Annotated in this window: 23 protein-coding genes; 18 read left to right on the forward strand and 5 right to left on the reverse strand. The window is 54.8% G+C overall.

Annotated features, from left to right (window positions below; all coding sequences use genetic code 11):
• Window positions 1-18: 18 nt before the first annotated feature.
• The 3 genes from pbpC (at window position 19) to ABIE29_RS20830 (ending at window position 3,778) form a co-directional block, all read left to right on the forward strand.
• Window positions 19-2,382: a penicillin-binding protein 1C gene (gene pbpC, locus ABIE29_RS20820; protein WP_429620921.1), complete on the forward strand. Its 2,364-nt coding sequence runs from the start codon at window positions 19-21 to the stop codon at window positions 2,380-2,382.
• A 154-nt stretch (window positions 2,383-2,536) separates the two neighbouring features.
• Window positions 2,537-3,295, forward strand: coding sequence for a tRNA pseudouridine(65) synthase TruC (gene truC / locus ABIE29_RS20825; RefSeq protein ID WP_429620923.1), 759 nt, complete (start codon window positions 2,537-2,539; stop codon window positions 3,293-3,295).
• Window positions 3,296-3,328: 33 nt separating this feature from the next.
• Window positions 3,329-3,778, forward strand: coding sequence for a flavodoxin (locus ABIE29_RS20830; protein ID WP_429620925.1), 450 nt, complete (start codon window positions 3,329-3,331; stop codon window positions 3,776-3,778).
• A gap of 52 nt (window positions 3,779-3,830) precedes the next feature.
• Here the strand turns inward: ABIE29_RS20830 and ABIE29_RS20835 are convergent, their stop codons facing one another.
• The 5 genes from ABIE29_RS20835 to map all read right to left on the reverse strand — a co-directional run bounded on the left by ABIE29_RS20835 (window position 3,831) and on the right by map (window position 9,746).
• Entirely contained in the window at window positions 3,831-4,553 is a 723-nt protein-coding gene (locus ABIE29_RS20835) for a 6-phosphogluconolactonase (protein WP_429620926.1), read from the reverse strand.
• A 215-nt stretch (window positions 4,554-4,768) separates the two neighbouring features.
• Complete coding sequence (locus tag ABIE29_RS20840; protein WP_021179904.1) at window positions 4,769-5,158, reverse strand: DUF3461 family protein; 390 nt, start codon at window positions 5,156-5,158, stop codon at window positions 4,769-4,771.
• 187 nt (window positions 5,159-5,345) lie between these two features.
• On the reverse strand, window positions 5,346-6,170 hold the full coding sequence (gene dapD, locus ABIE29_RS20845; RefSeq protein WP_429620929.1) for a 2,3,4,5-tetrahydropyridine-2,6-dicarboxylate N-succinyltransferase: 825 nt from the start codon (window positions 6,168-6,170) through the stop codon (window positions 5,346-5,348).
• Window positions 6,171-6,212: 42 nt separating this feature from the next.
• Complete coding sequence (gene glnD, locus ABIE29_RS20850; RefSeq protein ID WP_429620932.1) at window positions 6,213-8,891, reverse strand: bifunctional uridylyltransferase/uridylyl-removing protein GlnD; 2,679 nt, start codon at window positions 8,889-8,891, stop codon at window positions 6,213-6,215.
• Between the two features lie 60 nt (window positions 8,892-8,951).
• A complete protein-coding gene (map, locus tag ABIE29_RS20855) occupies window positions 8,952-9,746 on the reverse strand; it encodes a type I methionyl aminopeptidase (protein ID WP_411753132.1) in 795 nt (264 codons plus the stop codon).
• Between the two features lie 360 nt (window positions 9,747-10,106).
• Here map and rpsB point away from each other — a divergent pair, with 360 nt between their 5' ends.
• From rpsB to rnhB, 15 genes are all read left to right on the forward strand, one after another.
• Window positions 10,107-10,832 (forward strand): 30S ribosomal protein S2, encoded by a 726-nt coding sequence (gene rpsB / locus ABIE29_RS20860; RefSeq protein WP_021179908.1) that lies wholly within the window; start codon window positions 10,107-10,109, stop codon window positions 10,830-10,832.
• 117 nt (window positions 10,833-10,949) lie between these two features.
• On the forward strand, window positions 10,950-11,804 hold the full coding sequence (gene tsf, locus ABIE29_RS20865) for a translation elongation factor Ts (protein WP_429620935.1): 855 nt from the start codon (window positions 10,950-10,952) through the stop codon (window positions 11,802-11,804).
• A gap of 132 nt (window positions 11,805-11,936) precedes the next feature.
• The gene (gene pyrH / locus ABIE29_RS20870) at window positions 11,937-12,662 is read left to right on the forward strand and encodes a UMP kinase (RefSeq protein ID WP_021179910.1); all 726 of its coding nucleotides are present in this window, start codon (window positions 11,937-11,939) and stop codon (window positions 12,660-12,662) included.
• Between the two features lie 126 nt (window positions 12,663-12,788).
• Complete coding sequence (frr, locus tag ABIE29_RS20875) at window positions 12,789-13,346, forward strand: ribosome recycling factor (protein WP_024484316.1); 558 nt, start codon at window positions 12,789-12,791, stop codon at window positions 13,344-13,346.
• 158 nt (window positions 13,347-13,504) lie between these two features.
• Window positions 13,505-14,701 carry a 1-deoxy-D-xylulose-5-phosphate reductoisomerase gene (gene ispC, locus ABIE29_RS20880; protein WP_429620937.1) on the forward strand — a complete coding sequence of 399 codons (1,197 nt, stop codon included), beginning with the start codon at window positions 13,505-13,507 and terminating at the stop codon, window positions 14,699-14,701.
• Between the two features lie 370 nt (window positions 14,702-15,071).
• Window positions 15,072-15,830 carry a (2E,6E)-farnesyl-diphosphate-specific ditrans,polycis-undecaprenyl-diphosphate synthase gene (gene ispU, locus ABIE29_RS20885; protein ID WP_021179913.1) on the forward strand — a complete coding sequence of 253 codons (759 nt, stop codon included), beginning with the start codon at window positions 15,072-15,074 and terminating at the stop codon, window positions 15,828-15,830.
• A 9-nt stretch (window positions 15,831-15,839) separates the two neighbouring features.
• Window positions 15,840-16,688, forward strand: coding sequence for a phosphatidate cytidylyltransferase (gene cdsA / locus ABIE29_RS20890; RefSeq protein WP_429620940.1), 849 nt, complete (start codon window positions 15,840-15,842; stop codon window positions 16,686-16,688).
• Between the two features lie 32 nt (window positions 16,689-16,720).
• Entirely contained in the window at window positions 16,721-18,076 is a 1,356-nt protein-coding gene (rseP, locus tag ABIE29_RS20895; protein WP_429620942.1) for a sigma E protease regulator RseP, read from the forward strand.
• Window positions 18,077-18,111: 35 nt separating this feature from the next.
• Entirely contained in the window at window positions 18,112-20,535 is a 2,424-nt protein-coding gene (bamA, locus tag ABIE29_RS20900; protein WP_429620944.1) for an outer membrane protein assembly factor BamA, read from the forward strand.
• A gap of 162 nt (window positions 20,536-20,697) precedes the next feature.
• Complete coding sequence (gene skp, locus ABIE29_RS20905) at window positions 20,698-21,195, forward strand: molecular chaperone Skp (RefSeq protein WP_429620946.1); 498 nt, start codon at window positions 20,698-20,700, stop codon at window positions 21,193-21,195.
• Between the two features lie 3 nt (window positions 21,196-21,198).
• On the forward strand, window positions 21,199-22,221 hold the full coding sequence (lpxD, locus tag ABIE29_RS20910; protein WP_429620947.1) for a UDP-3-O-(3-hydroxymyristoyl)glucosamine N-acyltransferase: 1,023 nt from the start codon (window positions 21,199-21,201) through the stop codon (window positions 22,219-22,221).
• 161 nt (window positions 22,222-22,382) lie between these two features.
• Window positions 22,383-22,838: a 3-hydroxyacyl-ACP dehydratase FabZ gene (fabZ, locus tag ABIE29_RS20915; RefSeq protein ID WP_021179919.1), complete on the forward strand. Its 456-nt coding sequence runs from the start codon at window positions 22,383-22,385 to the stop codon at window positions 22,836-22,838.
• Window positions 22,839-22,841: 3 nt separating this feature from the next.
• Window positions 22,842-23,630 (forward strand): acyl-ACP--UDP-N-acetylglucosamine O-acyltransferase, encoded by a 789-nt coding sequence (lpxA, locus tag ABIE29_RS20920; RefSeq protein WP_429620950.1) that lies wholly within the window; start codon window positions 22,842-22,844, stop codon window positions 23,628-23,630.
• 3 nt (window positions 23,631-23,633) lie between these two features.
• A complete protein-coding gene (gene lpxB, locus ABIE29_RS20925; RefSeq protein ID WP_166733227.1) occupies window positions 23,634-24,782 on the forward strand; it encodes a lipid-A-disaccharide synthase in 1,149 nt (382 codons plus the stop codon).
• A complete protein-coding gene (gene rnhB, locus ABIE29_RS20930; RefSeq protein ID WP_179248318.1) occupies window positions 24,779-25,384 on the forward strand; it encodes a ribonuclease HII in 606 nt (201 codons plus the stop codon). Before lpxB ends, rnhB begins: the two co-directional genes overlap by 4 nt.
• The last annotated feature ends 18 nt before the right edge of the window (window positions 25,385-25,402 follow it).

Below are 25,402 nucleotides of genomic sequence, written 5' to 3' on the forward strand. Positions count from 1 at the left end.
CGTGGGTACCGAGACGCAATGAAAATCCTTCCTGTATCTGCTGTGGCAAAACGCTGGCTGCAAAATATCTTGATGGCGGTATTTCTGCTGGCGCTGGGCCTGGTGGGCGCGCGGCTGTGGCCGCATCCTCCTCTTTCGCAGGGCGTGCCATTCTCCACGGTTTACTACGATCGCCACGGGACGCTGATGCGCCTCACGTTGGCCAATGACGATCGTTATCGTCTGTGGACGCCGTTGGAAAAGATCTCGCCGCTGGCGGTGCAGGGTATTTTGCTGCATGAAGATCGCTGGTTCTATTACAACCCCGGATTTAACCCCGTCAGCCTGCTGCGTGGCTTTTGGCGCAGCTACGTAGCCGGTGGCAAAATGCAGGGCGGTTCGACCATCACCATGCAGCTGGCGAGAATGCGTTGGCATCTGAATACCCGCACGCCTGGCGGTAAACTGATGCAGGTACTGCGGGCCGTTCAGTTGGAACTCAGCTACTCCAAGCACGATATTCTGGAAGCCTATCTCAATTACGCCCCTTATGGCCGCAATATTGAAAGCATCGGTGCGGCCAGCCTGATCTATTTTGCCAAGACGCCGCAGGAGCTGACCCTGCCGGAGGCGCTGACGCTCTCCGTGTTGCCGCAGTCGCCTAGCTATCGCATCGACCCTAAAACCGGCGTATTGGGGCAAGCCCTGACGCAGGCCCGTAACCGCCTGTTTCAACGCTGGCAAGGGGTTTATAGCACCGACAGTAGCCAGCGTGCGTTGTTTCAACTCCCTTTGGCACTGCGCCAGCCAGAACGGATGCCGTACATTGCCCCACACTTTATCGAACAGTTGCGCCAACAGACCCAGCAGTTGGTGCAGTTGGATACCCGTGTGGACACTGAGTTGGATGCTGGATTACAGCGGCTGATCGAAAGGCAGGTGAACGCGTTTATCGTCCGCAACCAGAGCCGGGGGATCCATAATGCCGCGGTGTTGTTGGTGGACAGCCGTGATATGGGAATACGGGCGCTGGTGGGTTCTGCTGATTATTACAACCGCGAGATCCAGGGGCAGGTGAACGGGACCAATGCCAAGCGTTCCCCTGGCTCGACCCTCAAGCCCTTTATTTATGCCTTGGGGATGGAGCAGGGCGTGCTGCATCCGATGACCATCCTGAAGGATGTGCCTTCGTCCTTTGGTGCCTATGCGCCAGAAAACTTTGACCGGCGTTTCCTGGGGCCGGTAACGGCGACGGATGCGCTGAACTTCAGCCGCAACATTCCTGCGGTGTACGTGGCTTCGCAGCTACGACAGCCGACGTTTTATCAGTTTTTAAGCCTGTCCGGCATCGCCAAACTGGCCAGCGAGAACCATTATGGGCTTTCGCTAGTGTTGGGCGGTGGCGAAATCACTGCCCAGGAACTGGCGAAGCTGTATGCGCTGCTGGCCAACCGGGGCGTATTGCGGCCATTACGGATGCAAAAGAGTGATACCTATCCGCCACCAACCCGTTTGCTCAGTGCAGAAGCCAGTTTCACTACGCTGGATATGCTGCGCCAGCATCGTCGGCCTGGTGACACCTTGGCGCAACGCTCGTCATCGTTGCCGGTCTATTGGAAAACCGGGACCTCCTGGGGCTTCCGCGATGCCTGGAGCGTCGGGATCTTCGGGCCTTACGTGCTGGTGGTGTGGGAAGGGAATTTCGACAGCAGAGGCAACAACGTGTTTGTGGGGGCCGATGCCGCAGCCCCGCTATTTTTCAATATTATCGACAGCATTAACGCCAGCTATCCGGCCTTGCTGGAGCCGAAACATCCTTTCCCGAAACAGTTGAAGCGGGTCGATATCTGCCTGGCCAGCGGCAACCTGCCGACTCAGTGGTGCCAGCAGAAAGGCAAAACCTGGTTTATCCCCGGCAAGTCGCCGATCAAGGTAGATACCGTCTATCGCCCGGTGGTGTTGGACATTCACAGCGGTGAGGTGGCTTGCCCACCGTATGATGAGACGCAAACCCGCACCGAGGTGTTTGAGTTCTGGCCTTCCGATCTGGCTAACGTGTTTGCGCAGGCTGGATTACCCAAGCGTGCCCCACCGGTAAATCATTGCAAGGATAATGCTGCGGTGGTCAGTGGCAGCCCGCCGCGCATTACCTCGCCGCTGAAAAATACCACCTATACCTTGCGGCAATCGCAGCAGGGGCGTGACAAAATCTCCTTCAATGCGGTGACGGACGCGGACAGTAAAACGGTGTATTGGTTTGTCGATGATATTTATCTTGGCAGCAGTGCCAATAAAACCGCCATCGATTGGCGGCCGGTCAACAATGGTCAGTATCGCATCCGGGCGGTGGACGATCATGGCCGGGCCGATAGCCGCCTGATCGCCATTGAGCTGGTGAACTAAGATGCCACCCACTCGGACTCTTAACATGTAGGATTTAATGGTTTTTCGACGTATTTGATGGGACAATAAGAGATCATGTCACCTTAATAAAAACAAACAAAATCAATAAAATACACAGAAAAGCATTAGAGAAATCAGATAGAGACAGACGTATATGATAGTTTTGTATCAGGACGAACATTTGATCGCCGTTAACAAACCCTCCGGCTGGCTGGTGCATCGTAGCTGGCTGGATCGTCACGAGACGAAGTTTGTGATGCAAACCGTGCGCGATCAGATTGGCCAGCACGTATTTACCGTACACCGTCTGGATCGTCCTACTTCCGGCGTATTGCTGATGGCGTTGTCCAGCGATGTGGCTCGGTTACTGTCGCAACAGTTTGAACTGCATCAGGTACAGAAAACCTATCATGCGGTGGTGCGGGGCTATGTTTTAGAGGGCGGCACCGTTGACTATGCGCTGACGGAGGAGCTGGATAAGCTGGCGGACAAGCACGCCAACCCGGACAAAGGTCCAAAACCGGCCGTAAGTCATTATCAGCCCTTGGCAACGGTAGAGATGCCGGTGGCGATTGGCCGCTATGACACCTCGCGCTATAGCCTGGTTGAGCTGAAACCGGAGACCGGGCGTAAGCATCAGCTGCGCCGTCATATGGTGCATCTGCGCCATCCGATTATTGGTGATACCGCTCATGGCGATCTGCGGCAAAACCGCGGGATGGCCGAACATTTTGGTTGTTCACGCCTGATGCTGCACGCCAGCCATCTTCAGCTTACTCATCCGGTGAGTGGCCAACCGCTGCAGATTTCCGCGCCCTGGGAGGCGGATTGGCAGGGTGTCATGTCACAATTTGGCTGGCATGATGTGCTGCCAGAACTTGAGTTTCCACAGGCTAACGGTCAGGATAGCTAATCATTTCTTAAAGGTCATAAGGGAGCAGCAACGATGGCTCAGGTCGGCATTTTCGTCGGAACGGTCTACGGTAACTCTTTGTTAGTGGCGGAAGAGGCAGAAAATATCCTTCAAGAACAGGGTCATGAGGTCAAAGTGTTTGAGGAAGGGACGCTGGCAGAGTGGCAGTTTTACCGCCAGCATTATGCGCTGGTCGTGACTTCCACTACCGGGCAGGGGGACTTGCCTGACAGTATTGCACCGCTGTTCCAGGCCATTCGTGATCAGGTGGGCTATCAGCCGGAGCTGCGTTATGGCCTGATTGCTCTGGGCGATAGCAGCTATGACAACTTCTGCGGTGCCGGGCGTACCTTTGATGCTTTGCTGCAAGAACAAGGGGCGACGCGCGTAGGTGAAGTGCTGGAGATCGATGCGATCGAGCAACCCGAACCGGAAGTGGTCTCCTGCCCGTGGGTCGAGCAGTGGGGCACATTGCTGAAATAGTTTCCTGTTGCCTGGTGGTGAGCTACCAGGCTCCACTTCCAATCACCCCAGGTCAGACCGTGAGCCGCGAGGCTGCCGCAAAGTCGGCCAACAGGGTGCATGCCGGGTGAAAACGCAGCAGGGAAGCCGGGATACTTTCTGTCAGTGGCCCTTCCAACGCCTGTTGCAGTATCGCCGCCTTGTTCTCTCCGCTGACCAGCAGCAGGATATTTTTGGCCTGCATGATGCTTTTAAGCCCCAAAGAGAAATAGGCGTCGGGGACGAGTTCCATCCCACCCACTTCCTTGGCCAATACCGCCATCAGTTCGGGATTGGCGTGGTCGACGGCAATCCGGTGTGCCTCACTGTCAAAAGGTGTACCCGGCAGGTTGGCGGCAAGGTGCCCGTCACCGCCTAGCCCAAGGATCAGCAGATCTATCCCACCTTCGGCGGCTATCTGACGATCGGCCTGGCAATAATTGCTGCCGTTCAGAGGATGAATACGCTCATCGGGCACGCCTGCCGGATGGAACAAATGGCGTTGCAGATGTTGATAAATGGCCCCGGTCTGGTTTTCAAGGGGATGGAAGGGCACCTCATCCTGCGTGTAGTAATGGACATGTTGGTAGCGCTGATCGTCGCGCAGATGCGGAATTAACAGCCGATACAAGGTTAACGGGGTGGTACCGCCAGTGGGGGCAAAGTTGAAGCGCATTTGCTGCTGCATGGCCTGCAAGATATGCGTAGCGGCCTGCCGGCTTAGCTGTTCCATGTTGGGGAATAATTCTATCTTCATCAGTATCTTCCTGAAGGTGATGCGGTGAATTCAGAGTAAAAAAAAACCTAATCCCTTAAGCACTCAAGGCCGCAGCCATCAAGCGTTAAAGAATTAGGTTTTGCCTGCCGGAGCAGTAGCAATCCATCGATTACCGGTTAACCCTACCACACAGAAAACCGGCAAAATGTGAACTCACTGGCACACAGGCGATCACATCATCGCCTAGGGGGCAGTTATTTGCCGCGCGTCAGCTTTTCCAGATCGGATTCGATCTCGGCAATCTTGTTGGTGACCACGTTTTGCAGATGCTGCAGGTCATCAAGGATCTTGCGTTTCAGATCCACTTCCACCTGATCGCGCTGGCAGAGTTGATCCAGCTCATCGATCACATAGCGCAGGTTGGGGTTGATCTCATGGATCTCTTTGTAACCCTGGCCGGCATTGTCTGCTACCACGGTTTTGCGCTGGCGTGGGTACTTGAACTTCACGCTCTTGGCAAAGAACTCGCCCTTATCTTTGCGGAAGTAAATCTTGAGGATGTCGTTATTGGCCTCCTGACGCAGGCTATAGCGATCGATATCTTCCGGTTGATTGATACCCAAGCTTTTCAGGTTGTCATACATAATCAGCGCCACCTTTTATTTAACTTTATTCCCCTTAACGTGAAATGAGCAGTGTTGTGAGCTGCAAATATCAACATATAAGGAATATTCCACTGCCAGAGAGTATGGCGAAAACGCCCGTCAGAGACTGTGACGGCCCGCGTATTGCAGACAAAAAAATGGCGGGTGATACACCCGCCGCTTAAGCTTAGTCGATGGTGCGCAATAACTCATTAATCCCGACTTTACCACGGGTCTTGGCATCCACTTTCTTGACGATCACTGCGCAATACAGGCTGTAGGTACCGTCTTTGGAAGGCAGGTTGCCAGACACCACCACGGAGCCAGCAGGTACGCGGCCATAGTGTACTTCACCGGTTTCACGATCGTAGATACGGGTGCTTTGGCCCAGATAAACGCCCATCGAGATCACCGAGCCTTCTTCGACGATCACGCCTTCAACCACTTCTGAACGCGCGCCGATAAAACAGTTGTCTTCGATGATGGTTGGGTTGGCCTGCAACGGCTCCAGCACGCCACCGATACCGACGCCACCGGACAGGTGAACGTTTTTACCGATCTGCGCGCAAGAACCCACGGTGGCCCAGGTATCTACCATGGTGCCTTCGTCGACGTAGGCACCGATGTTGACATAAGAAGGCATCAGTACGGTGTTACGAGCGATAAATGCCCCCTGACGCACGGTAGCCGGTGGCACCACGCGGAAGCCTTCCTTCTGGAAGCGAGCTTCATCGTAGTCAGCGAATTTCATCGGCACTTTGTCGTAATAGCGGGTTTCTGCACCGTCCATTACCTTGTTGTCGTTGATACGGAAAGACAGCAGGACGGCTTTTTTCAGCCACTGATGGGTAACCCACTGCCCCTCGATCTTCTCGGCAACGCGCAGGGCGCCACTGTCCAGCAGAGCGATGACCTGGTTTACCGCTTCACGCGTTACGGTGTCAACGTTGGCCGGGGTAATATCCGCACGGCGTTCGAAGGCGCTTTCAATAACGTTCTGTAATTGCTGCATGTTGTTCTCTGTCCTGATTTTATTTATCAAAGGTTACTTCTATCACATTTTATCGGTTGGATTGAGTGCCTCTGTCAACCGTTGTTCTAATTTTCTGCGTGTTTGCGGATCCAGTGCCCGGCGATCGGCATCGGCCAAAATAAACAAATCCTCGACCCGTTCGCCGATGGTGGAGATACGTGCGCCGTGCAGCGACAGGCCCAGATCGGCGAAAACTTCACCCACGCGTGCCAGCAGGCCAGGCTGATCGAGAGCGATCAGCTCCAGATAGCTGCGGCGATCGGTGTGGGTTGGCAGGAAGCTGACTTCGGTCGGTACGCTGAAATGGCGTAGCTTGGACGACGGACGCCGCGCGCGCGGCGGTTGATAATCTCGCTGGGTGATGGCTTGCTCCAGCGCATGGCGGATCGCGGCATGACGATCCTGGGCCAGCGGGCTGCCATCCGGCTCCAGCACGATAAAGGTGTCCATGGCCATACCGTCGCGGTTGGTGAAGATCTGAGCGTCATGCACGCTCAGATTGCGCCGATCCAGCTCACCGGCAACGGCGGCGAACAGATAAGGGCGATCCGGGCTCCAGATAAAGATCTCGGTGCCGCCACGCGTGGCCTGGTGGCTGACCAGCACCAGTGGCTTGGTCGAGTCATGGGCCAGCAGGTGGCGGGCGTGCCAGGCGAGTTGATTCGGCGAGTGACGCAGGAAATAGTCGGCGCGGCAGCGGCTCCAGATATGGTGCAGCGCCTCTTCATCGATATTATCCATGCGCAACAGGGCCAGTGCCTGTAAACGATGGTGACGCACCCGCTCGCGCAGATCCGGGCTGTTCTGCATGCCACGGCGCAGTTGCTTCTCGGTGGCGAAGTACAGTTCACGCAACAGACTCTGTTTCCAACTGTTCCACAAGGTCTCGTTGGTGGCACAGATATCGGCCACCGTCAGGCAAACCAGGTAGCGCAGCCGGGTTTCGCTTTGCACTTCGCTGCTGAACTGCTGGATCACGGTCGGATCCTGAATATCACGCCGTTGCGCGGTAACCGACATCAGCAGGTGGCAGCGTACCAGCCAGGCAACCAGCTGTGCTTCGCGTGAGTTCAGACCATGCAATGCGGCAAACTCCAGGGCGTCTTGCGCGCCTAAAATGGAGTGATCGCCGCCGCGCCCTTTGGCTATGTCGTGGAACAGCGCTGCCAGCAACAGCAATTCGGGATGAGGCAGGCGAGGATAAAGTTCCACGCACAGCGGATGGCGTGGGCGTGTTTCTTCATCGGAGAAGCTTTCCAGCTTTTGCAGCACGCGAACGGTATGTTCATCGACGGTATAGGCATGGAACAGGTCGAACTGCATTTGGCCGACGATGCTGCCCCATTGCGGCATATAGGCCCACAGCACGCTGTGGCGATGCATCGGCACCAACGCCCGTGAGACCGCGCCAGGGTGACGCAGGATGGCCATAAACAGCTCTCTGGCCTCGGGAATGTTGCACAGCGGCTGTTGCAGGTGGCGGCGGGCATGGCGCAACTGGCGCACGGTGGTGGAGTAGATGCCTTTGATTTCGCGGTTGCGTACCATCAGGTAGAACATGCGCATGATGGCTTCGGGCTGGCGGATAAACAGCGTTTCGTCGCGCAAATCGATCAGATCGCCACGCAGTTGAAAATCATCGTTCAGCGGGCGCGGCTTCTCTGTGGCGTCCAATGCCAGGATCGCTTCATCAAACAGCTGTAGCAGCATATGGTTCAGCTCGCCGACGCGGCGCGTCATGCGATAGAAATCCTTCATCATGTGCTCTACCGGTTCATTGCCTTCCCCCTGGTAGCGCAACAGCTGGGCCACGCTGAGTTGGCGATCGAACAGCAGGCGGTTGTCATAACGCGGTAGCGCCAGGTGCAGGGCAAAACGAATACGCCACAGGAAGCTTTGGCATTCGTTCAATTCGTTGCGTTCGGCCTGGGTCAGGAAGCCAAAACCGACCATTTCATCGAGCGAGGTGGCACCGAAATGGCGGCGGGCCACCCACAGCAGCGTATGGATATCACGCAGGCCGCCGGGGCTGCTCTTGATGTCTGGCTCCAGGTTGTAGCTGGTGCCGTGATAGCGCTGGTGGCGTTGCTGTTGCTCGATCAGTTTGGCGTCAAAGAATTTGGGCGAAGGCCAGAAGCCGTCGCTGAAAATGTGTTTCTGCAATTGCAGGAACAGGGCGACGTCGCCGCAGATCATGCGGGATTCGATCAGGTTGGTGGCAACGGTCAGGTCCGCCAAGCCTTCCTGCAGGCACTCTTCCAGCGTGCGTACGCTGTGGCCGACTTCCAGCTTGAGATCCCACAGTAGGGTAATGAATTCACCGACGCGAGCGGCCTGCTCATCGTTCAGGCGAGTCTGGCTGAGCACCAGCACGTCGATATCAGACAGCGGGTGCAGTTCACCACGGCCATAGCCGCCGACGGCCAGCAGCGCCGTTTCGGGGATAGTGTCAAAGCCGTAGAATAGCCAGAGCCGCCGCAATAGCCGATCGATAAATTTGCTGCGCGCCACCACCAGGCTCTCGGCACTGGAACCGGCATTGAAGGCTGCCGCCAGCCACAGCTGAAACTGCTCAAGCCGCTGTTTAAGGACCAGGCAATTGATCTCTTCATCGCCATAGGTGCTGGGAGCATCCGGCTGCTTGGGAACGGCCTGTGGTGGAATGGCCGGGGTCTCTGGCTCACGATAATTTTCAGACATGTTTCGCCACCCATAAAAAAAGCCGGCACAGGCCGGCTTGTCACAAGAACCCTGTGGTTCTTACATCTCGTGCGTAATGATGTTGGGGATGGTGTCATCCTTGCGCAACGTCATTATCTCGCAGCCGTTATCAGTCACCACAATAGTATGCTCATACTGTGCCGACAAGCTGCGATCTTTGGTTTTCACCGTCCAGCCGTCTTTCATGGTGCGGATGCGATAATCACCGGCGTTGACCATAGGCTCGATGGTGAAGGCCATACCGGCCTGCAGCACCACGCCGCCGTCATCGGCATCGTAATGCAGCACCTGCGGCTCTTCGTGGAAACCTTCGCCGATGCCGTGGCCGCAATATTCGCGCACTACGGAGAATTTCTCTGCTTCCACAAACTGCTGGATGGCTTTACCCAGAGTGCGCAGGCGGATACCCGGTTTGACCATCTTCAGGGCCAGGTACAGGCTTTCCTGAGTGATGCGGCACAGGCGCTCGCCCAGAATGGTCGGTTTACCGACGATGAACATCTTGGAGGTATCGCCGTGGAAGCCGTCTTTGATCACGGTCACGTCGATATTGACGATATCCCCGTCTTTCAGCACTTTGTCGTCACTTGGGATGCCGTGGCACACCACTTCGTTCACCGAGATACAAACCGATTTTGGGAAGCCGTGGTAGCCCAGGCAGGCCGAAATTGCCTGCTGCGCATTGGTGATATGCTCGTGACAGATCCTGTCCAGCTCGCCGGTGGTGACGCCGGGTTTTACGTGGGGCTCGATGATTTCCAGCACTTCTGCGGCCAGGCGGCCCGCAACGCGCATCTTTTGAATGTCATCAGGTGTTTTAATTGAAATTGCCATGAAAGTTAGTCCGCAGGTGTCGTTATGGTCGACAAGGTAGAAAGATAAGGCATTGAGTTATGGTATCAGCCCGGCTTGAGGCTGCCAAATTTCATTTGTGAAGGGTCAGGCCAACCGCAACAAAAGTTGGTGTCTGGGGCGGGTTTATGGTATAAAGCGCGCCGGCAGATCCGCATTCGGCCTTGAGTGCCAGTGAGGAAATGACCGAAAGTAGTTTAACTGCACTCACATTGTGTAAATAACACACACGTATCGACACATCCGCCGGGGTGCCTTGAGATGACTCACGTCGTTGTCCGGGTCGGCGTTATGGGATACGTGGAGGCATAACCCCAATCAACTCTAATAGAGGTTTTAATCATGGCAACTGTTTCCATGCGCGACATGCTCCAGGCTGGTGTACACTTTGGTCACCAGACCCGTTACTGGAACCCGAAAATGAAGCCTTTCATCTTCGGCGCACGTAACAAGGTTCACATCATCAACCTGGAAAAAACCGTACCAATGGCCAACCTGGCTTTGGCTGAACTGACCAAGATCTCTTCCCGTAAAGGTAAGATCCTGTTCGTTGGTACCAAGCGCGCAGCAAGCGAAGCGGTAAAAGAATATGCTAACGGCTGCGATCAGTTCTTCGTGAACCATCGCTGGTTGGGCGGCATGCTGACTAACTGGAAAACCGTTCGTCAGTCAATCAAACGTTTGAAAGATCTGGAAATCCAGTCCCAAGACGGCACCTTCGACAAGCTGACCAAGAAAGAAGCGCTGATGCGCACTCGTGAACTGGCCAAGCTGGAAAACTCCCTGGGTGGTATCAAGGACATGGGTGGTCTGCCAGACGCTCTGTTTGTTATCGATGCCGATCACGAACACATCGCGATCAAAGAAGCCAACAACCTGGGTATCCCGGTATTCTCTATCGTTGATACCAACTCCGATCCAGACGGCGTTGACTTCATCATCCCTGGTAACGACGACGCAATCCGTGCAATCAAATTGTACCTGACCGCCGTTTCTGCCGCCATCCGTGAAGGTCGTTCTCAAGATCTGGCCGTTCAGGCGGAAGAAAGCTTCGTAGAAGCTGAATAATAAGGTCAAGCCCTTATTAACCAGGTATTGAATATGTTGGTTAGGGGGGCCTTTAAGGGCCCCCTTTGCTTATCTGAATGAGAACTATCTCCGAGCGAGATAACCGAGGAAAAAGAAATGGCTGATATTACCGCTGCCCTGGTAAAAGAACTGCGTGAGCGTACCAGCGCAGGCATGATGGACTGCAAAAAAGCGCTGATCGAATCTAACGGCGACATCGAGCTGGCAATCGAAAACATGCGTAAGTCTGGCGCGATCAAAGCGGCGAAAAAAGCAGGCAACGTAGCTGCTGACGGCGTGATCAAAACCAAGATCGTTGGCAACTACGGCCTGATCTTGGAAGTTAACTGCCAGACCGACTTCGTTGCTAAAGACGGTGGTTTCCAGGCGTTCGCTGACAAAGTGCTGGATGCAGCTTTTGCTGGCAAAATCACTGACGTTGACGTGCTGAAAGCGCAGTTCGAAGAAGAGCGCGTTGCGCTGGTGGCAAAAATCGGTGAGAACATCAACATTCGCCGCATTGCTGCCCTGGAAGGCGACGTGTTGGGTAGCTACCTGCACGGTGCTCGCATCGGTGTTCTGGTTGCCGCTACCAAAGGTGCGGATGAAGAGCTGGTTAAGCAGCTGGCAATGCACGTTGCCGCTAGCAAGCCTGAATTCGTCAAGCCTGAAGATGTGTCTGCTGAAGTGGTAGAAAAAGAGTACCAGGTTCAGTTGGACATCGCCATGCAGTCTGGCAAGCCGAAAGAAATCGCAGAGAAGATGGTTGAAGGCCGCATGAAGAAATTCACCGGCGAAGTTTCTCTGACCGGTCAGCCTTTCGTGATCGAACCAAGCAAGAGCGTTGCCCAAGTGCTGAAAGAGCACAACACCGACGTGACCAATTTCATCCGCTTCGAAGTGGGTGAAGGCATCGAGAAAGTTGAAGCCGACTTTGCTGCTGAAGTTGCAGCAATGAGCAAACAGTCTTAATGCCTGTTAATGGAGCCGCCGAGAGGCGGTTCCATTTTATCCAGCCAGAGAAACGCCGATGGCGGGCCCCGCGTGCCCAGGCTAATCGGTTGAAAACCCCAATACTATTACTGCTTCTTAGGACAGAACACCATGGCAACCAATGCAAAACCCGTTTATCAGCGTATCCTGCTCAAACTGAGTGGTGAAGCCCTGCAAGGTGCAGAAGGCTTCGGGATCGACGCTAGCGTTTTGGATCGCATGGCTCAGGAAGTGAAAGAGCTGGTCGAGCTGGGCATCCAGGTCGGTGTAGTTATTGGCGGTGGCAATCTTTTCCGTGGTGCAGGTCTGGCACAAGCCGGCATGAACCGCGTAGTGGGCGACCACATGGGAATGCTGGCTACCGTGATGAACGGTCTGGCTATGCGTGATGCACTGCACCGTGCCTATGTGAACGCCCGCCTGATGTCTGCCATTCCGTTGAATGGCGTGTGTGATAACTACAGCTGGGCAGAGGCGATCAGCCTGCTGCGTAACAACCGCGTGGTGATTTTCTCCGCCGGTACGGGTAATCCGTTCTTTACCACTGATTCTGCGGCTTGCCTGCGCGGCATCGAAATTGAAGCCGATGTGGTATTGAAAGCGACTAAAGTGGATGGTGTATACTCCGCTGACCCGGTGAAAAACCCGGACGCAACGCTGTACGAACAGATCACCTACCAGGACGTGTTGGAGCGTGAGTTAAAAGTGATGGATCTGGCGGCGTTTACGCTGGCCCGCGATCATGGCTTGCCGATCCGCGTATTCAACATGAACAAGCCGGGCGCTCTGCGTCGCGTGGTGATGGGTGAGAACGAAGGTACTCTGATCACCAAATAACGGCTGTTTGGCCAAATTTCGCAGGAGCGGGTAACGCCAGGCGTTGTGTGCTTCTGATAAGTAAAATTCACGGGCTATACTTTTCAGTACTGCCTGCCAAGTAACCAGCTTCCAAGGGTTCGCAACGTGATTAATGAAATCAGAAAAGATGCTGATTCACGCATGGAAAAAAGCGTCGAAGCATTCAAAAACCAAATCAGCAAGATCCGTACTGGCCGTGCTTCTCCAAGCATCCTGGACGGCATCATGGTGGAATACTACGGTGCAGCAACGCCGCTGCGCCAACTGGCTAACGTCACGGTAGAAGATTCCCGTACGCTGGCGATCAACCTGTTTGACCGTTCTCTGGGCTCGGCAGTCGAAAAAGCCATCATGTCTTCCGATCTGGGCCTGAATCCTAGCTCGGCTGGCACCGTGATCCGCGTTCCGCTTCCTCCGCTGACGGAAGAGCGCCGTAAGGATCTGATCAAGGTCGTACGTGGCGAAGCCGAGCAGGGCCGTGTGGCCGTGCGTAACGTGCGCCGCGATGCCAACGACAAAGTGAAGGCACTGCTGAAAGACAAAGAAATCAGCGAAGATGAAGATCGCCGTTCACAAGACGATATCCAGAAAATGACCGATGCCTACATCAAGCTGCTTGATGCGGCATTGGCCGATAAAGAAAAAGAACTGATGGATTTCTAATCTCCATCGCCTTGAAATAGAGCGTCGCCTTGGCGGCGCTTTATTTTTTGTGGCGAAGATCTCGTTTTATCGTACGCACAGAGCGTAAACCAGCCGTGATGCAAGTTACACTGTGGTGTACCTCCGATCTCATCACGCAGTAGATTCAGAGCGATCTCATGAAGCAACTGACAATTCTGGGTTCCACCGGTTCCGTGGGCACCAGCACCCTGGCCGTGGTCAGGGAAAATCCCGACCTTTTCGCGATCAAGGCACTGGTAGCTGGCCGTAATGTGGCGGTCATGGCGCAACAGTGCATAGAGTTCCGCCCGAGCTATGCGGCAATGGCCGATGAGCAGGCCGCCAATGAGTTACGCGCCGTGCTGGCAGAAAACGGTGTGAAAACCGAAGTGCTGGCAGGTGAAAAGGCAGCCTGCGAGCTGGCCGCATTAGACGACGTTGATCAGGTGACGGCCGCTATTGTCGGGGCTGCGGGGCTGTTGCCCACCCTGGCCGCTATTCGTGCCGGTAAGCAGGTGCTGCTGGCTAACAAAGAGTCTCTGGTCACCTGTGGCCGCCTGTTTATGGACGCGGTACAAAAGAGCCAGGCACAGCTGCTGCCGCTGGACAGTGAGCACAACGCCATCTTCCAGAGCCTGCCAGAAAGCATCCAACGCCAACTGGGTTATAGCTCGCTGGAAGCCCACGGCGTTTCGCGCATCGTGCTGACCGGTTCTGGTGGCCCGTTCCGAACTACGCCGATGGAACAGTTCGCCACGATGACGCCGGATCAGGCTTGTGCTCATCCCAACTGGTCGATGGGGCGCAAGATCTCGGTAGATTCCGCCACCATGATGAACAAGGGGCTGGAGTATATCGAGGCTCGCTGGCTGTTCAACGCCTCGGCAGAGCAGATGGAAGTGATCCTCCACCCGCAGTCGGTGATCCACTCCATGGTACGCTATGCCGATGGCAGCGTGTTGGCCCAACTGGGTACGCCGGATATGCGCACGCCTATCGCCCATGCCATGGCCTATCCGCAGAGGGTCCATTCCGGGGTGGCAGCGCTCGATTTTTGCCGTATCGGGGCGCTGACCTTCTCTGAGCCGGAGCGTGAGCGCTATCCTTGCCTGTATTTGGCGATCGAAGCCTTCGACGCAGGCCAGGCCGCGACCACCGCACTCAACGCGGCCAATGAAATTGCCGTAGCGGCATTTTTACAGCAACAAATTCGTTTCACTGATATTTCAGCCGTGAACCAAAAGGTTGTTGAATGTATGGCGCTGGCGGAGCCCACCAGCATTGAGATGGTGCTGGAGATCGATCGCCAGGCTCGTGAGGTGGCTAGCGGTTTAGTGCGTAACATGCGAGTTTAATCACTTGAGTAGGTCCGTGCCGCGGGCAAACTCGGTTTTGCTGCATTGTCTGAATTTGTTGATAAACTAGCCAGGCTACCTTGGGGTTGTTTGTTCAGGCTTCACGGAGGTGTTATAGTCTGCGCCATAATCACCGGTTATACCGTTGAATAATGACCGGATTGGCAGCCCTTTTTATCTGACAAACGCGGCCAATAGGGCCGTGCCAAGCCAGAAGACGGGGAAACTTACGCCAATCTTTGCCGGGAGCTCCTTGGGGCATCAGGCAGGCAGACTGAAAAGCTGTGTCAGGCACACGGCTTTTTTTGCGCGTAAGGTCCGATATTCCGGCAAGGCTGTGGTGTTTCTACCGAGGAAATAAGTACGAGTTATGTCGTCCGCAAACCAACAAGAAGCTAATCTTTCTGCTCATGGGCCACGTCATGTCGCGATCATTATGGACGGCAATGGGCGTTGGGCTAAACGCCAGGGCAAGTTACGTGTCTTCGGTCATAAAGCAGGGGTGAAATCGGTACGCCGTGCGGTCAGTTTTGCCGCCAGTCACCATTTGGATGCACTCACGCTTTATGCCTTCAGCAGCGAAAACTGGAACCGCCCGGCGCAGGAAGTCTCCGCGCTGATGGAGCTTTTTGTCCGCGCACTGGACAGCGAAGTAAAAAGCCTGCATAAACATAATGTCAGGTTGCGCGTGATCGGCGATGTCAGCCGTTTTAGCGCACGTTTGCAAGAGCGTATTCGCCGCTCGGAGCAACTGACAGAAAATAACGATGGCCTGACGCTTAACGTTGCCGCCAATTACGGTGGCCGTTGGGATATTATTCAGGGAGTGAAGGATCTGGCCGAGCAAGTGCAGCAGGGTACTCTGTGCGTGGACCAGATCAGCGAGGAGTTACTGGGCGAGCGCGTTTGCATGAGCGATCTGTCCCCGGTGGATCTGGTGATCCGTACCGGCGGCGAACATCGCATCAGTAACTTTTTGTTGTGGCAAATTGCTTACGCCGAGCTTTACTTTACTGATGTACTCTGGCCAGATTTTGATGAACTTGTCTTTGAAGGTGCGCTGAATGCATTTGCACAACGCGAGCGTCGCTTCGGAGGAACAACACCTATCGACGCCAATGCGTCCTAGGGGGAACTTTTGCTGAAGTCTCGCATCATAACGGCTCTGATTTTAATTCCGATTGTTATCGCAGCGCTGTTCTTGCTGCCGCCGGTGGGCTTTGCCCTGGTAACACTCGCTGTATGCATGTTGGCCGCCTGGGAATGGGGGCAGTTGGCCGGTTTTACCGCCCGTCCTCAACGTATCTGGCTGGCGATATTATGTGGCCTCCTATTGGCGCTGATGATGCTCAGCGTGCCTGCCTACCATCAGTCTGTTCACCAATTGCAGATCGCTGGCCCGCTGTGGCTGTCGCTGGGGTGGTGGCTGGTAGCCCTGCTGCTGGTGCTGTTCTATCCAGGCTCGGCGGCGCTGTGGCGTAATTCGCGCCTCTTGCGGCTGGTATTTGGCCTGTTGACCATCGTGCCGTTTTTCTGGGGCATGCTGGCACTGCGTCAGTTCGGCTATGAAGAGAATCATTTTACCGGTGCCTGGTGGTTGCTGTACGTTATGCTGCTGGTCTGGGGCGCAGATTCCGGTGCCTACATGTTCGGCAAGCTGTTTGGCAAACACAAGCTGGCACCGAAGGTCTCCCCGGGCAAAACCTGGGAAGGGCTGGTCGGCGGGCTGGTAACGTCTGCCGTGATTTCGTGGCTGTTTGGCCGCTATGCGCCGCTGAACGTGGTGCCTATGACCCTATTGGCCTGTTCGGTGATTGCGGCGCTGGCTTCGGTGTTGGGCGATCTGACGGAAAGCATGTTCAAACGTGAAGCCGGTATCAAGGACAGTGGTCATCTGATCCCGGGGCACGGCGGCATTCTGGATCGTATCGATAGCCTGACCGCAGCGGTACCGGTATTTGCCTGCTTGATGCTGTTAGTGTTTTAATCCGTCACCGGCGGGGGGAGTAAAGGGATTCTATGGTCAGCGTACTCTGGAACTTGGTCGCGTTTATTATCGCTCTGGGTATCTTGATCACCGTGCACGAGTTCGGGCACTTCTGGGTGGCCCGACGCTGTGGTGTCCGTGTGGAGCGTTTCTCTATCGGCTTTGGCCGTGCGCTATGGCGCCGCACCGATCGCCAGGGCACCGAATATGTCGTCGCCATGATCCCCCTTGGCGGCTATGTCAAAATGCTCGATGAGCGCGTCGAAACGGTCGCTCCCGAGCTGCGTCATGAGGCGTTCAACAATAAAACCGTCTGGCAGCGCGCGGCGATTGTCAGCGCAGGCCCCATTGCCAATTTCCTGTTTGCCATTCTTGCCTATTGGATCGTCTTTATCATCGGCGTGCCGAGTTACCGCCCGGTCATTGGTGAAATTGCTCCGCAATCCATTGCCGCCCATGCCGAAATTTCTCCGGGAATGGAACTTAAGTCCGTTGACGGTATCGAAACGCCTGATTGGGAATCTGTTCGCCTGGCGTTGGTGACCAAAATCGGTGATGCGCAAACCGAGGTAGAAATTGCTCCGTTTGGTTCTTCACAAAAGGTGAGCAAGACCCTGGATTTGCGCCACTGGAGCTTTGAGCCGGATAAAGAAGATCCCGTGCGTTCTCTAGGCATGATCCCGCGTGGTCCGCAGATTGAATCCGTGCTGGCAGAAGTCCAGGCCGGGTCGGCTGCGCAAAAGGCAGGTTTACAAGCGGGGGACAGGATCGTTAAAGTCGATGGCCAGCTACTTGGCCGTTGGGTTACGTTGGTTAAACGTATCCACAATGCTCCGGGGCTTCCGCTGGTTTTAGAGATAGAAAGAAACGGTGCCCCCTTGTCTTTAACGCTGATACCAGATACAAAGCCGGTGGGAAAAGACAAAGCGGTGGGTTTTGCCGGGATTATTCCTAAGGTTATCCCTCTGCCGGATGAGTACAAGACCATCCGTCAATATGGGCCGTTCTCTGCGCTGTATCAGGCGGGGGACAAAACCTGGCAGCTGATGCACCTTACGGTCAGCATGGTAGGTAAATTAATTACCGGTGATGTGAAGCTGAACAACCTGAGTGGCCCGATTTCCATTGCACAGGGAGCAGGAGCATCAGCAGAGGTGGGTTTTGTGTATTATATGATGTTTCTGGCGTTGATTAGCGTCAACCTGGGCATCATCAACCTCTTCCCATTACCGGTATTAGATGGTGGGCATCTCCTCTTCCTGGCGATAGAAAAGCTGAAGGGGGGGCCAGTTTCTGAGCGAGTACAGGACTACAGCTACCGCATTGGTTCGATCTTGTTGGTACTACTGATGGGTCTTGCACTTTTCAATGATTTTTCTCGTCTTTAGGGGCGGGGACAGGTTAGGAAGAACGCATAACAACGATGGCGATGAAAAAGTTGCTCATAGCGTCGCTGCTGTTTGGCAGCGCCACCGTATACGGTGCAGACGGGTTCGTAGTGAAGGATATTCATTTCGAAGGCCTGCAACGAGTCGCCGTCGGTGCGGCGTTACTCAACATGCCGGTTCGCGTAGGCGATACCGTCTCTGATGATGATATCGGTAATACCATCCGTGCCTTGTTTGCCACTGGCAACTTCGAGGACGTTCGCGTACTGCGCGATGGTGATACGCTGATTGTTCAGGTTAAGGAACGCCCTACCATTGCCAGCATCACTTTCTCCGGTAACAAATCGGTAAAAGATGACATGCTCAAGCAAAACCTGGAAGCCTCTGGCGTCCGGGTTGGTGAAGCACTCGACCGCACCACCTTATCCAGCATTGAAAAAGGGTTGGAAGACTTCTACTACAGCGTCGGTAAATACAGTGCCTCGGTGAAAGCCGTTGTCACGCCGTTGCCGCGCAACCGTGTTGACCTGAAACTGGTGTTCACGGAAGGGGTTTCCGCCAAGATTCAACAAATCAACATTGTCGGCAATCATGCCTTCACCAACGATGAGCTGATCGCGCACTTCCAGTTGCGTGATGATGTGCCGTGGTGGAACGTAGTGGCCGATCGCAAGTACCAGAAGCAAAAGCTGGCGGGGGACCTTGAGAGCCTGCGTAGCTTCTATCTGGATCGCGGCTATGCTCGTTTCAATATCGATTCGACGCAGGTCAGCCTGACGCCAGACAAAAAAGGCATCTATATCACCGTCAACATCACCGAAGGCGAGCAGTACAAGCTTTCCGGCGTGGTGGTGAATGGCAGCCTGGCCGGGCATTCGGCAGAAGTGGCGCAGTTGACCAAGATTGAGCCGGGTGAGCTGTTTAACGGCACCAAAGTGACCAAAATGGAAGATAACATCAAGAAGATGTTTGGCCGTTATGGTTACGCCTATCCTCGCGTACAGACTCAGCCTGAAATCAACGACGCGGATAAAACCGTGAAGCTGCACATCAACATCGATGCGGGTAACCGTTTCTATGTGCGTCGCATCAAGTTCGAAGGCAACGACACCAGTAAAGATTCCGTTCTGCGCCGCGAAATGCGCCAGATGGAAGGGGCGTGGCTGGGTAACGATCAGGTCGAGCAGGGTAAAGAGCGTCTGAATCGTCTGGGCTATTTCGAGACGGTTGATGTTGAAACCCAGCGCGTACCGGGATCCGCCGATCAGGTTGATATCACCTATAAGGTGAAAGAGCGTAACACCGGGACGCTGAACTTTGGTGTGGGTTACGGTACCGAAAGTGGCGTCAGCTTCCAGGCGGGTGTCCAGCAGGATAACTGGCTGGGTACGGGTTACTCCGTTGGCATCAGCGGCACCAAGAACGACTACCAGACCTATACCGAACTGTCGGTAACCAACCCGTACTTCACCGTGGACGGTGTGAGTCTGGGCGGCCGTATCTTCTATAACGACTTTAAAGCGGATAACGCCGATCTGTCCGACTATACCAACAGCAGTTACGGTGTTGATGGCACGTTGGGCTTCCCGATCAACGAGAACAACTCGCTGCGCGCTGGCCTGGGTTATGTCCATAACTCCTTGTCAGAAATGCAGCCGCAGATTGCCATGTGGCGCTATCTGAACTCGATGGGGCAGGATCCTAACCTGATCGATCGCGCCAGCTTCAAGGCCGATGACTTCACGCTGAACCTGGGTTGGACCTATAATAACCTGGACCGTGGCTACTTCCCTACCCAGGGTAACCGTACCACGTTCAACACCAAGGTGACCGTGCCGGGCTCCGACAACTCCTACTACAAGATGACGTTGGACACCGCACAGTATATGCCGCTCGACGACGACAAGACCTGGGTGTTGCTGGGTCGTGGCCGTCTGGGCTATGCCGATGGATTGGGCGGTAAAGAAATGCCGTTCTATGAAAACTTCTATGCGGGTGGCTCAAGTACCGTACGTGGCTTCCAGTCCAATACCATTGGTCCAAAAGCCGTGTACTATAACTCCAACTCGTATTCTTGCCAGTACGCGCCGGGCGGCACTTCCGCTCAGCCGATTTGTAGCTCGAACGATGCGGTGGGCGGTAACGCCATGGCCGTGGCAAGTATGGAGTTGATCACCCCTACGCCGTTCCTCAGCGAAAAATACGCCAACTCGGTGCGGACTTCACTGTTTGTCGATGCCGGTACCGTGTGGGATACCCACTGGGAAAACACCGATCAGACACTGATGTACGGGGTGCCAGACTACAGCAAGGCGAGCAACATTCGCGTGTCTGCCGGTCTTGCGTTGCAGTGGATGTCTCCACTGGGGCCGTTGGTCTTCTCCTATGCGGATCCGATCAAGAAATACGACGGCGACAGGTCGGAGCAGTTCCAGTTTAACATCGGTAAAACCTGGTAATAACCGGTTTCACCTGTGGGCATAGCGGTACAAGAATCGCAAATGCCAGGCTTAAAGCAGCTCATAGCGAGAGAAATCTCATTGTGTATGTGATAAGTCTGGCAGATTGTGTACTTTCAAAAGTGTCATGTGACACGAATGGGTGATGGTAAGGAGTTTATAGTGAAAAAGTGGTTATGTGCCGCAGGCCTCGGTTTAGCAATGGCTGCTTCTGCTGGCGTTCAGGCAGCTGACAAGATTGCTGTTGTTAACGTTTCTAGCATTTTCCAACAGCTGCCAGCTCGTGAAACCGTAGCCAAGCAATTGGAAAACGAATTCAAAGGCCGCGCAGGAGAACTCCAGAACATGGAACGTGATCTGCAAACCAAAATGCAGAAACTGCAGCGTGATGGTTCAACCATGAAAGCCAGCGATCGCACCAAGATGGAAAAAGACGTGATGGCTAAGCGTGAACAGTTCTCTCAGAAAGCGCAGGCTTTCGAGCAGGACAATCGTCGTCGCCAGATGGAAGAACGTAACAAGATCCTGAGCCGTATTCAGGATGCTGTGAAAGCTGTTGCCAGCAAAGAAGGCTATGACGTCGTGGTTGACGCCAACGCCGTTGCTTACTTTGCGGCAGGTAAAGATATTACTGCAGACGTGCTGAAACAGGTTAAATAACACATGCCTTCAATTCGACTGGCTGATTTAGCGCAGCAGTTGGATGCACAATTGCACGGTGATGGCGATCTCGTCATCACCGGCATTGCTTCTATGCATTCTGCACAGCCTGGCCAAATCACGTTTTTGTCAAACAGCCGCTATCAACAGCAGCTGGCCTCCTGCCAGGCGAGTGCCGTGGTACTCACCGAAGCGGACCTACCGCACTGCCGTAGCGCCGCGCTGGTGGTTAAAAACCCTTACCTGACCTATGCGCGTATGGCGCAGTTGATGGATACCACGCCAGCACCCGCAGCAGATATCGCGCCAAGCGCGGTGATCTCTCCGGAGGCCAAGCTTGGGCAGAACGTTGCCGTTGGGGCGAATGCGGTTATCGAATCCGGTGTCGAGCTGGGTGATAACGTAGTCATCGGCCCGGGTTGTTTTATCGGCAAGCGGGCACGCATCGGCGCAGGTACGCGTCTGTGGGCCAACGTAACGATTTATCATGAAGTGGAAATCGGCCAGCACTGCCTGATCCAGTCGGGAACGGTGATTGGTGCGGACGGTTTCGGCTACGCCAACGAGCGTGGCAACTGGATCAAGATCCCGCAGCTTGGCACGGTGATCATTGGCGATCGCGTTGAAATTGGTGCCTGTACCACCATCGATCGCGGCGCGTTGGATAACACCCAGATTGGGAATGGTGTTATCATAGACAACCAGTGTCAGATTGCACACAACGTGGTGATTGGCGAGAATACTGCCGTCGCGGGTGGTGTGATCATGGCAGGTAGTCTGAAAATCGGGCGCTATTGCCAAATTGGTGGCGCCAGTGTGATCAATGGTCACATGGAGATTGCTGACCAGGTAGTTGTCACCGGGATGGGAATGGTTATGCGACCAATCACCGAACCTGGGGTATACTCCTCTGGCATTCCGTTACAACCCAACAAAGTTTGGCGTAAAACCGCGGCGTTGGTGATGAATATCGATGAGATTAGCAAGCGTTTGAAAGCTGTCGAACGAAAAGTCGGAAAAGACTAATCACCACGGCCCGTGATGCTGGGTATAAAACGAAACGCGTTGGCAATGATGCCAAAAGCGCAAAGAGTTGTTAATTTGCGGCCTGCCTGATGATCTCCTTTTTGGGGTCAACGCAGGCCGTGTTGTTGATGCCATCAGTTTTTAGAGACAGGAAGAGTATTTTGACTACTGACACTCATACTCTAGATATTGCAGAAATTCTGGAACTGCTTCCTCACCGTTATCCATTCTTGTTGGTTGACCGTGTATTGGATTTCGAAGAGCATAAATATCTGCGTGCAGTGAAGAACGTATCCGTTAATGAGCCGTTTTTCCAGGGGCATTTCCCTGGTAAACCGATTTTTCCAGGCGTGCTGATTTTGGAAGCTATGGCTCAGGCCACGGGTATCCTGGCATTTAAGAGCGTGGGTAAACTGGAACCGGGCGAACTGTACTATTTCGCCGGTATTGACGAAGCTCGCTTCAAGCGCCCTGTGGTGCCAGGCGACCAGATGATTATGGAAGTCACTTTCGAAAAAACCCGTCGTGGTCTGACCCGCTTTAAAGGCGTGGCGACCGTTGATGGAAAAATTGTCTGTGAAGCAACCATGATGTGTGCCCGCAGCCGGGAGGCATAAGCCGTGATTGATAAAACCGCCTTTATCCATCCAAGTGCGATCGTTGAAGAAGGCGCCGTCATCGGCGCTGGTGCGCATATAGGTCCCTTCTGCTACGTCGGCTCCCAGGTGGAAATCGGCGCGGGTACGATCCTCAAATCGCATGTGGTGGTGAACGGTATCACCAAGATTGGCCGCGATAACGAGATCTATCAGTTTGCCTCTATCGGCGAAGTGAATCAGGATCTGAAATACGCTGGTGAACCGACTCGGGTTGAAGTCGGCGATCGTAACCGCATTCGTGAGAGCGTCACCATTCATCGCGGTACCGCACAGGGAACGGGCCTGACCAAAGTCGGTAATGACAACCTGCTGATGGTCAACGTGCACGTTGCTCATGACTGCGTGGTGGGCAATTCCTGCGTGTTGGCCAACAACGCCACGCTGGCTGGCCACGTGGAGATCGACGATTTTGCCATCATTGGTGGCATGACCGCGATCCACCAATTCTGTGTGATTGGTGCTCATGTGATGGTCGGTGGTTGTTCCGGTGTGGCTCAGGACGTACCGCCTTTTGTCATCGCGCAGGGTAACCACGCGACGCCATTTGGTATCAACGCCGTAGGTCTGAAACGCCGTGGTTTTGATAAGGATGAAATGCAGGCGATCCGCAATGCCTACAAAATCCTCTATCGCAGCGAGAAGACCTTCGACGAGGCTAAAGCAGAGATCGAAACCCTGGCGCAACAGCAGCCGGTGGTACAGCAGTTCCTCGATTTCTTTGCGCGTTCTACCCGTGGGATTATTCGCTGAGTTATGCCAAATCGTCCATTGACTATCGGATTGGTCGCCGGGGAAACCTCCGGTGATATTCTGGGTGCCGGATTAATTCGTGCGCTTAAGACGCACTACCCAAGCGCCCGCTTTGTCGGTGTCGCTGGCCCGCTGATGCAGGCCGAAGGGTGTGAAACCTGGTACGAAATGGAAGAACTAGCGGTGATGGGCGTGGTAGAGGTGCTTGAGCGTCTACCACGCCTGTTGAAGATCCGTAAGGATCTGACCCGCCGATTCAGTGAGTTGAAGCCTGACGTGTTTGTCGGTATCGATGCGCCAGACTTCAACCTCACGCTGGAAGGCCGCCTGAAACAGCGCGGTATCCGCACTATTCACTATGTCAGCCCGTCCGTGTGGGCCTGGCGTCAGAAACGCGTTTTCAAAATTGGTAAAGCGACCGACCTGGTGTTGGCATTTCTCCCTTTCGAAAAAGCGTTTTACGATCGTTTCAACGTTCCTTGCCGCTTTATCGGTCATACCATGGCCGATGCGATGCCATTGCAGGCGGATAAGCTGGCCGCACGCGCTACGCTGGGCATTGCCCCTGGCGCTCGCTGTTTGGCATTGCTACCCGGCAGCCGCAATGCCGAAGTGGAAATGCTCAGTGGTGACTTCCTGCGTACAGCCCAGCTATTACGCGAGCATTACCCCGATCTGGAAGTGGTGGTGCCGTTGGTCAATGCCAAGCGCCGCGAGCAGTTTGAGCGCATCAAGGCCGAGGTAGCACCGGAACTCAAGGTTCACTTGCTGGATGGCAAAGGGCGTGAGGCGATGGTAGCCAGCGATGCGGCACTGCTGGCTTCCGGCACCGCGGCGCTGGAGTGCATGTTGGCAAAATGCCCGATGGTGGTGGGCTACCGTATGAAGCCATTTACCTTCTGGCTGGCAGAGCGACTGGTGAAAACCCCGTATGTCTCATTGCCTAACCTGTTGGCGGGGCGTGAAATCGTCACTGAACTGCTGCAACACGATTGTGTCCCGGATAAGCTGGCCGCGGCGTTATTGCCGCTGCTGGAAGACAGCCCGCAGGCGGAGCTGTTGAAACAGACCTTCCTTGAATTGCATCAGAGCATTCGCTGTGGTGCCGATGAACAGGCCGCTCAGGCTGTGTTGGAGCTGGCAAAAGCATGATGGAACCCTTTGTTTACCCTGCGGCCCGGCTGTTTGCCGGTGTGGATGAAGTGGGGCGCGGGCCTTTGGTGGGTGCCGTTGTGACCGCTGCGGTGATCCTCGATCCGGCACGGCCGATTGTTGGCCTGGCAGACTCCAAAAAGCTCAGTGAGAAGCGTCGCCTGGCGTTATACGACGAGATCGTGGAAAAGGCGCTGTCCTGGAGCCTGGGGCGGGCTGAGCCGGTCGAAATCGACCAACTGAATATCCTGCATGCCACCATGTTGGCAATGCAGCGCGCGGTAGCGGGTTTGCATATCGCACCGGACATGGTGCTGATTGACGGCAACCGTTGCCCTAAATTGCCGATGCGTTCGTTAGCGGTAGTGAAAGGGGATAGCCGGGTCGCGGAAATCAGTGCCGCATCAATTCTGGCCAAGGTGACTCGCGATCGCGAAATGACCGAGCTGGATGCGATTTTCCCGGATTACGGCTTTGCCCAACACAAGGGCTACCCCACCGCGTTCCATCTGGAAAAGCTGGCCGCATTGGGTGCCACCGAGCATCATCGCCGCAGCTTTGCCCCGGTAAGACGTGTGCTGGAATCTGGCTCGTTCGCATAGTTCACACGATGCTTAAAA

Origin of the sequence: Serratia sp. 2723, from assembly GCF_050434425.1 — a bacterium.
Lineage (GTDB): Bacteria > Pseudomonadota > Gammaproteobacteria > Enterobacterales > Enterobacteriaceae > Chania.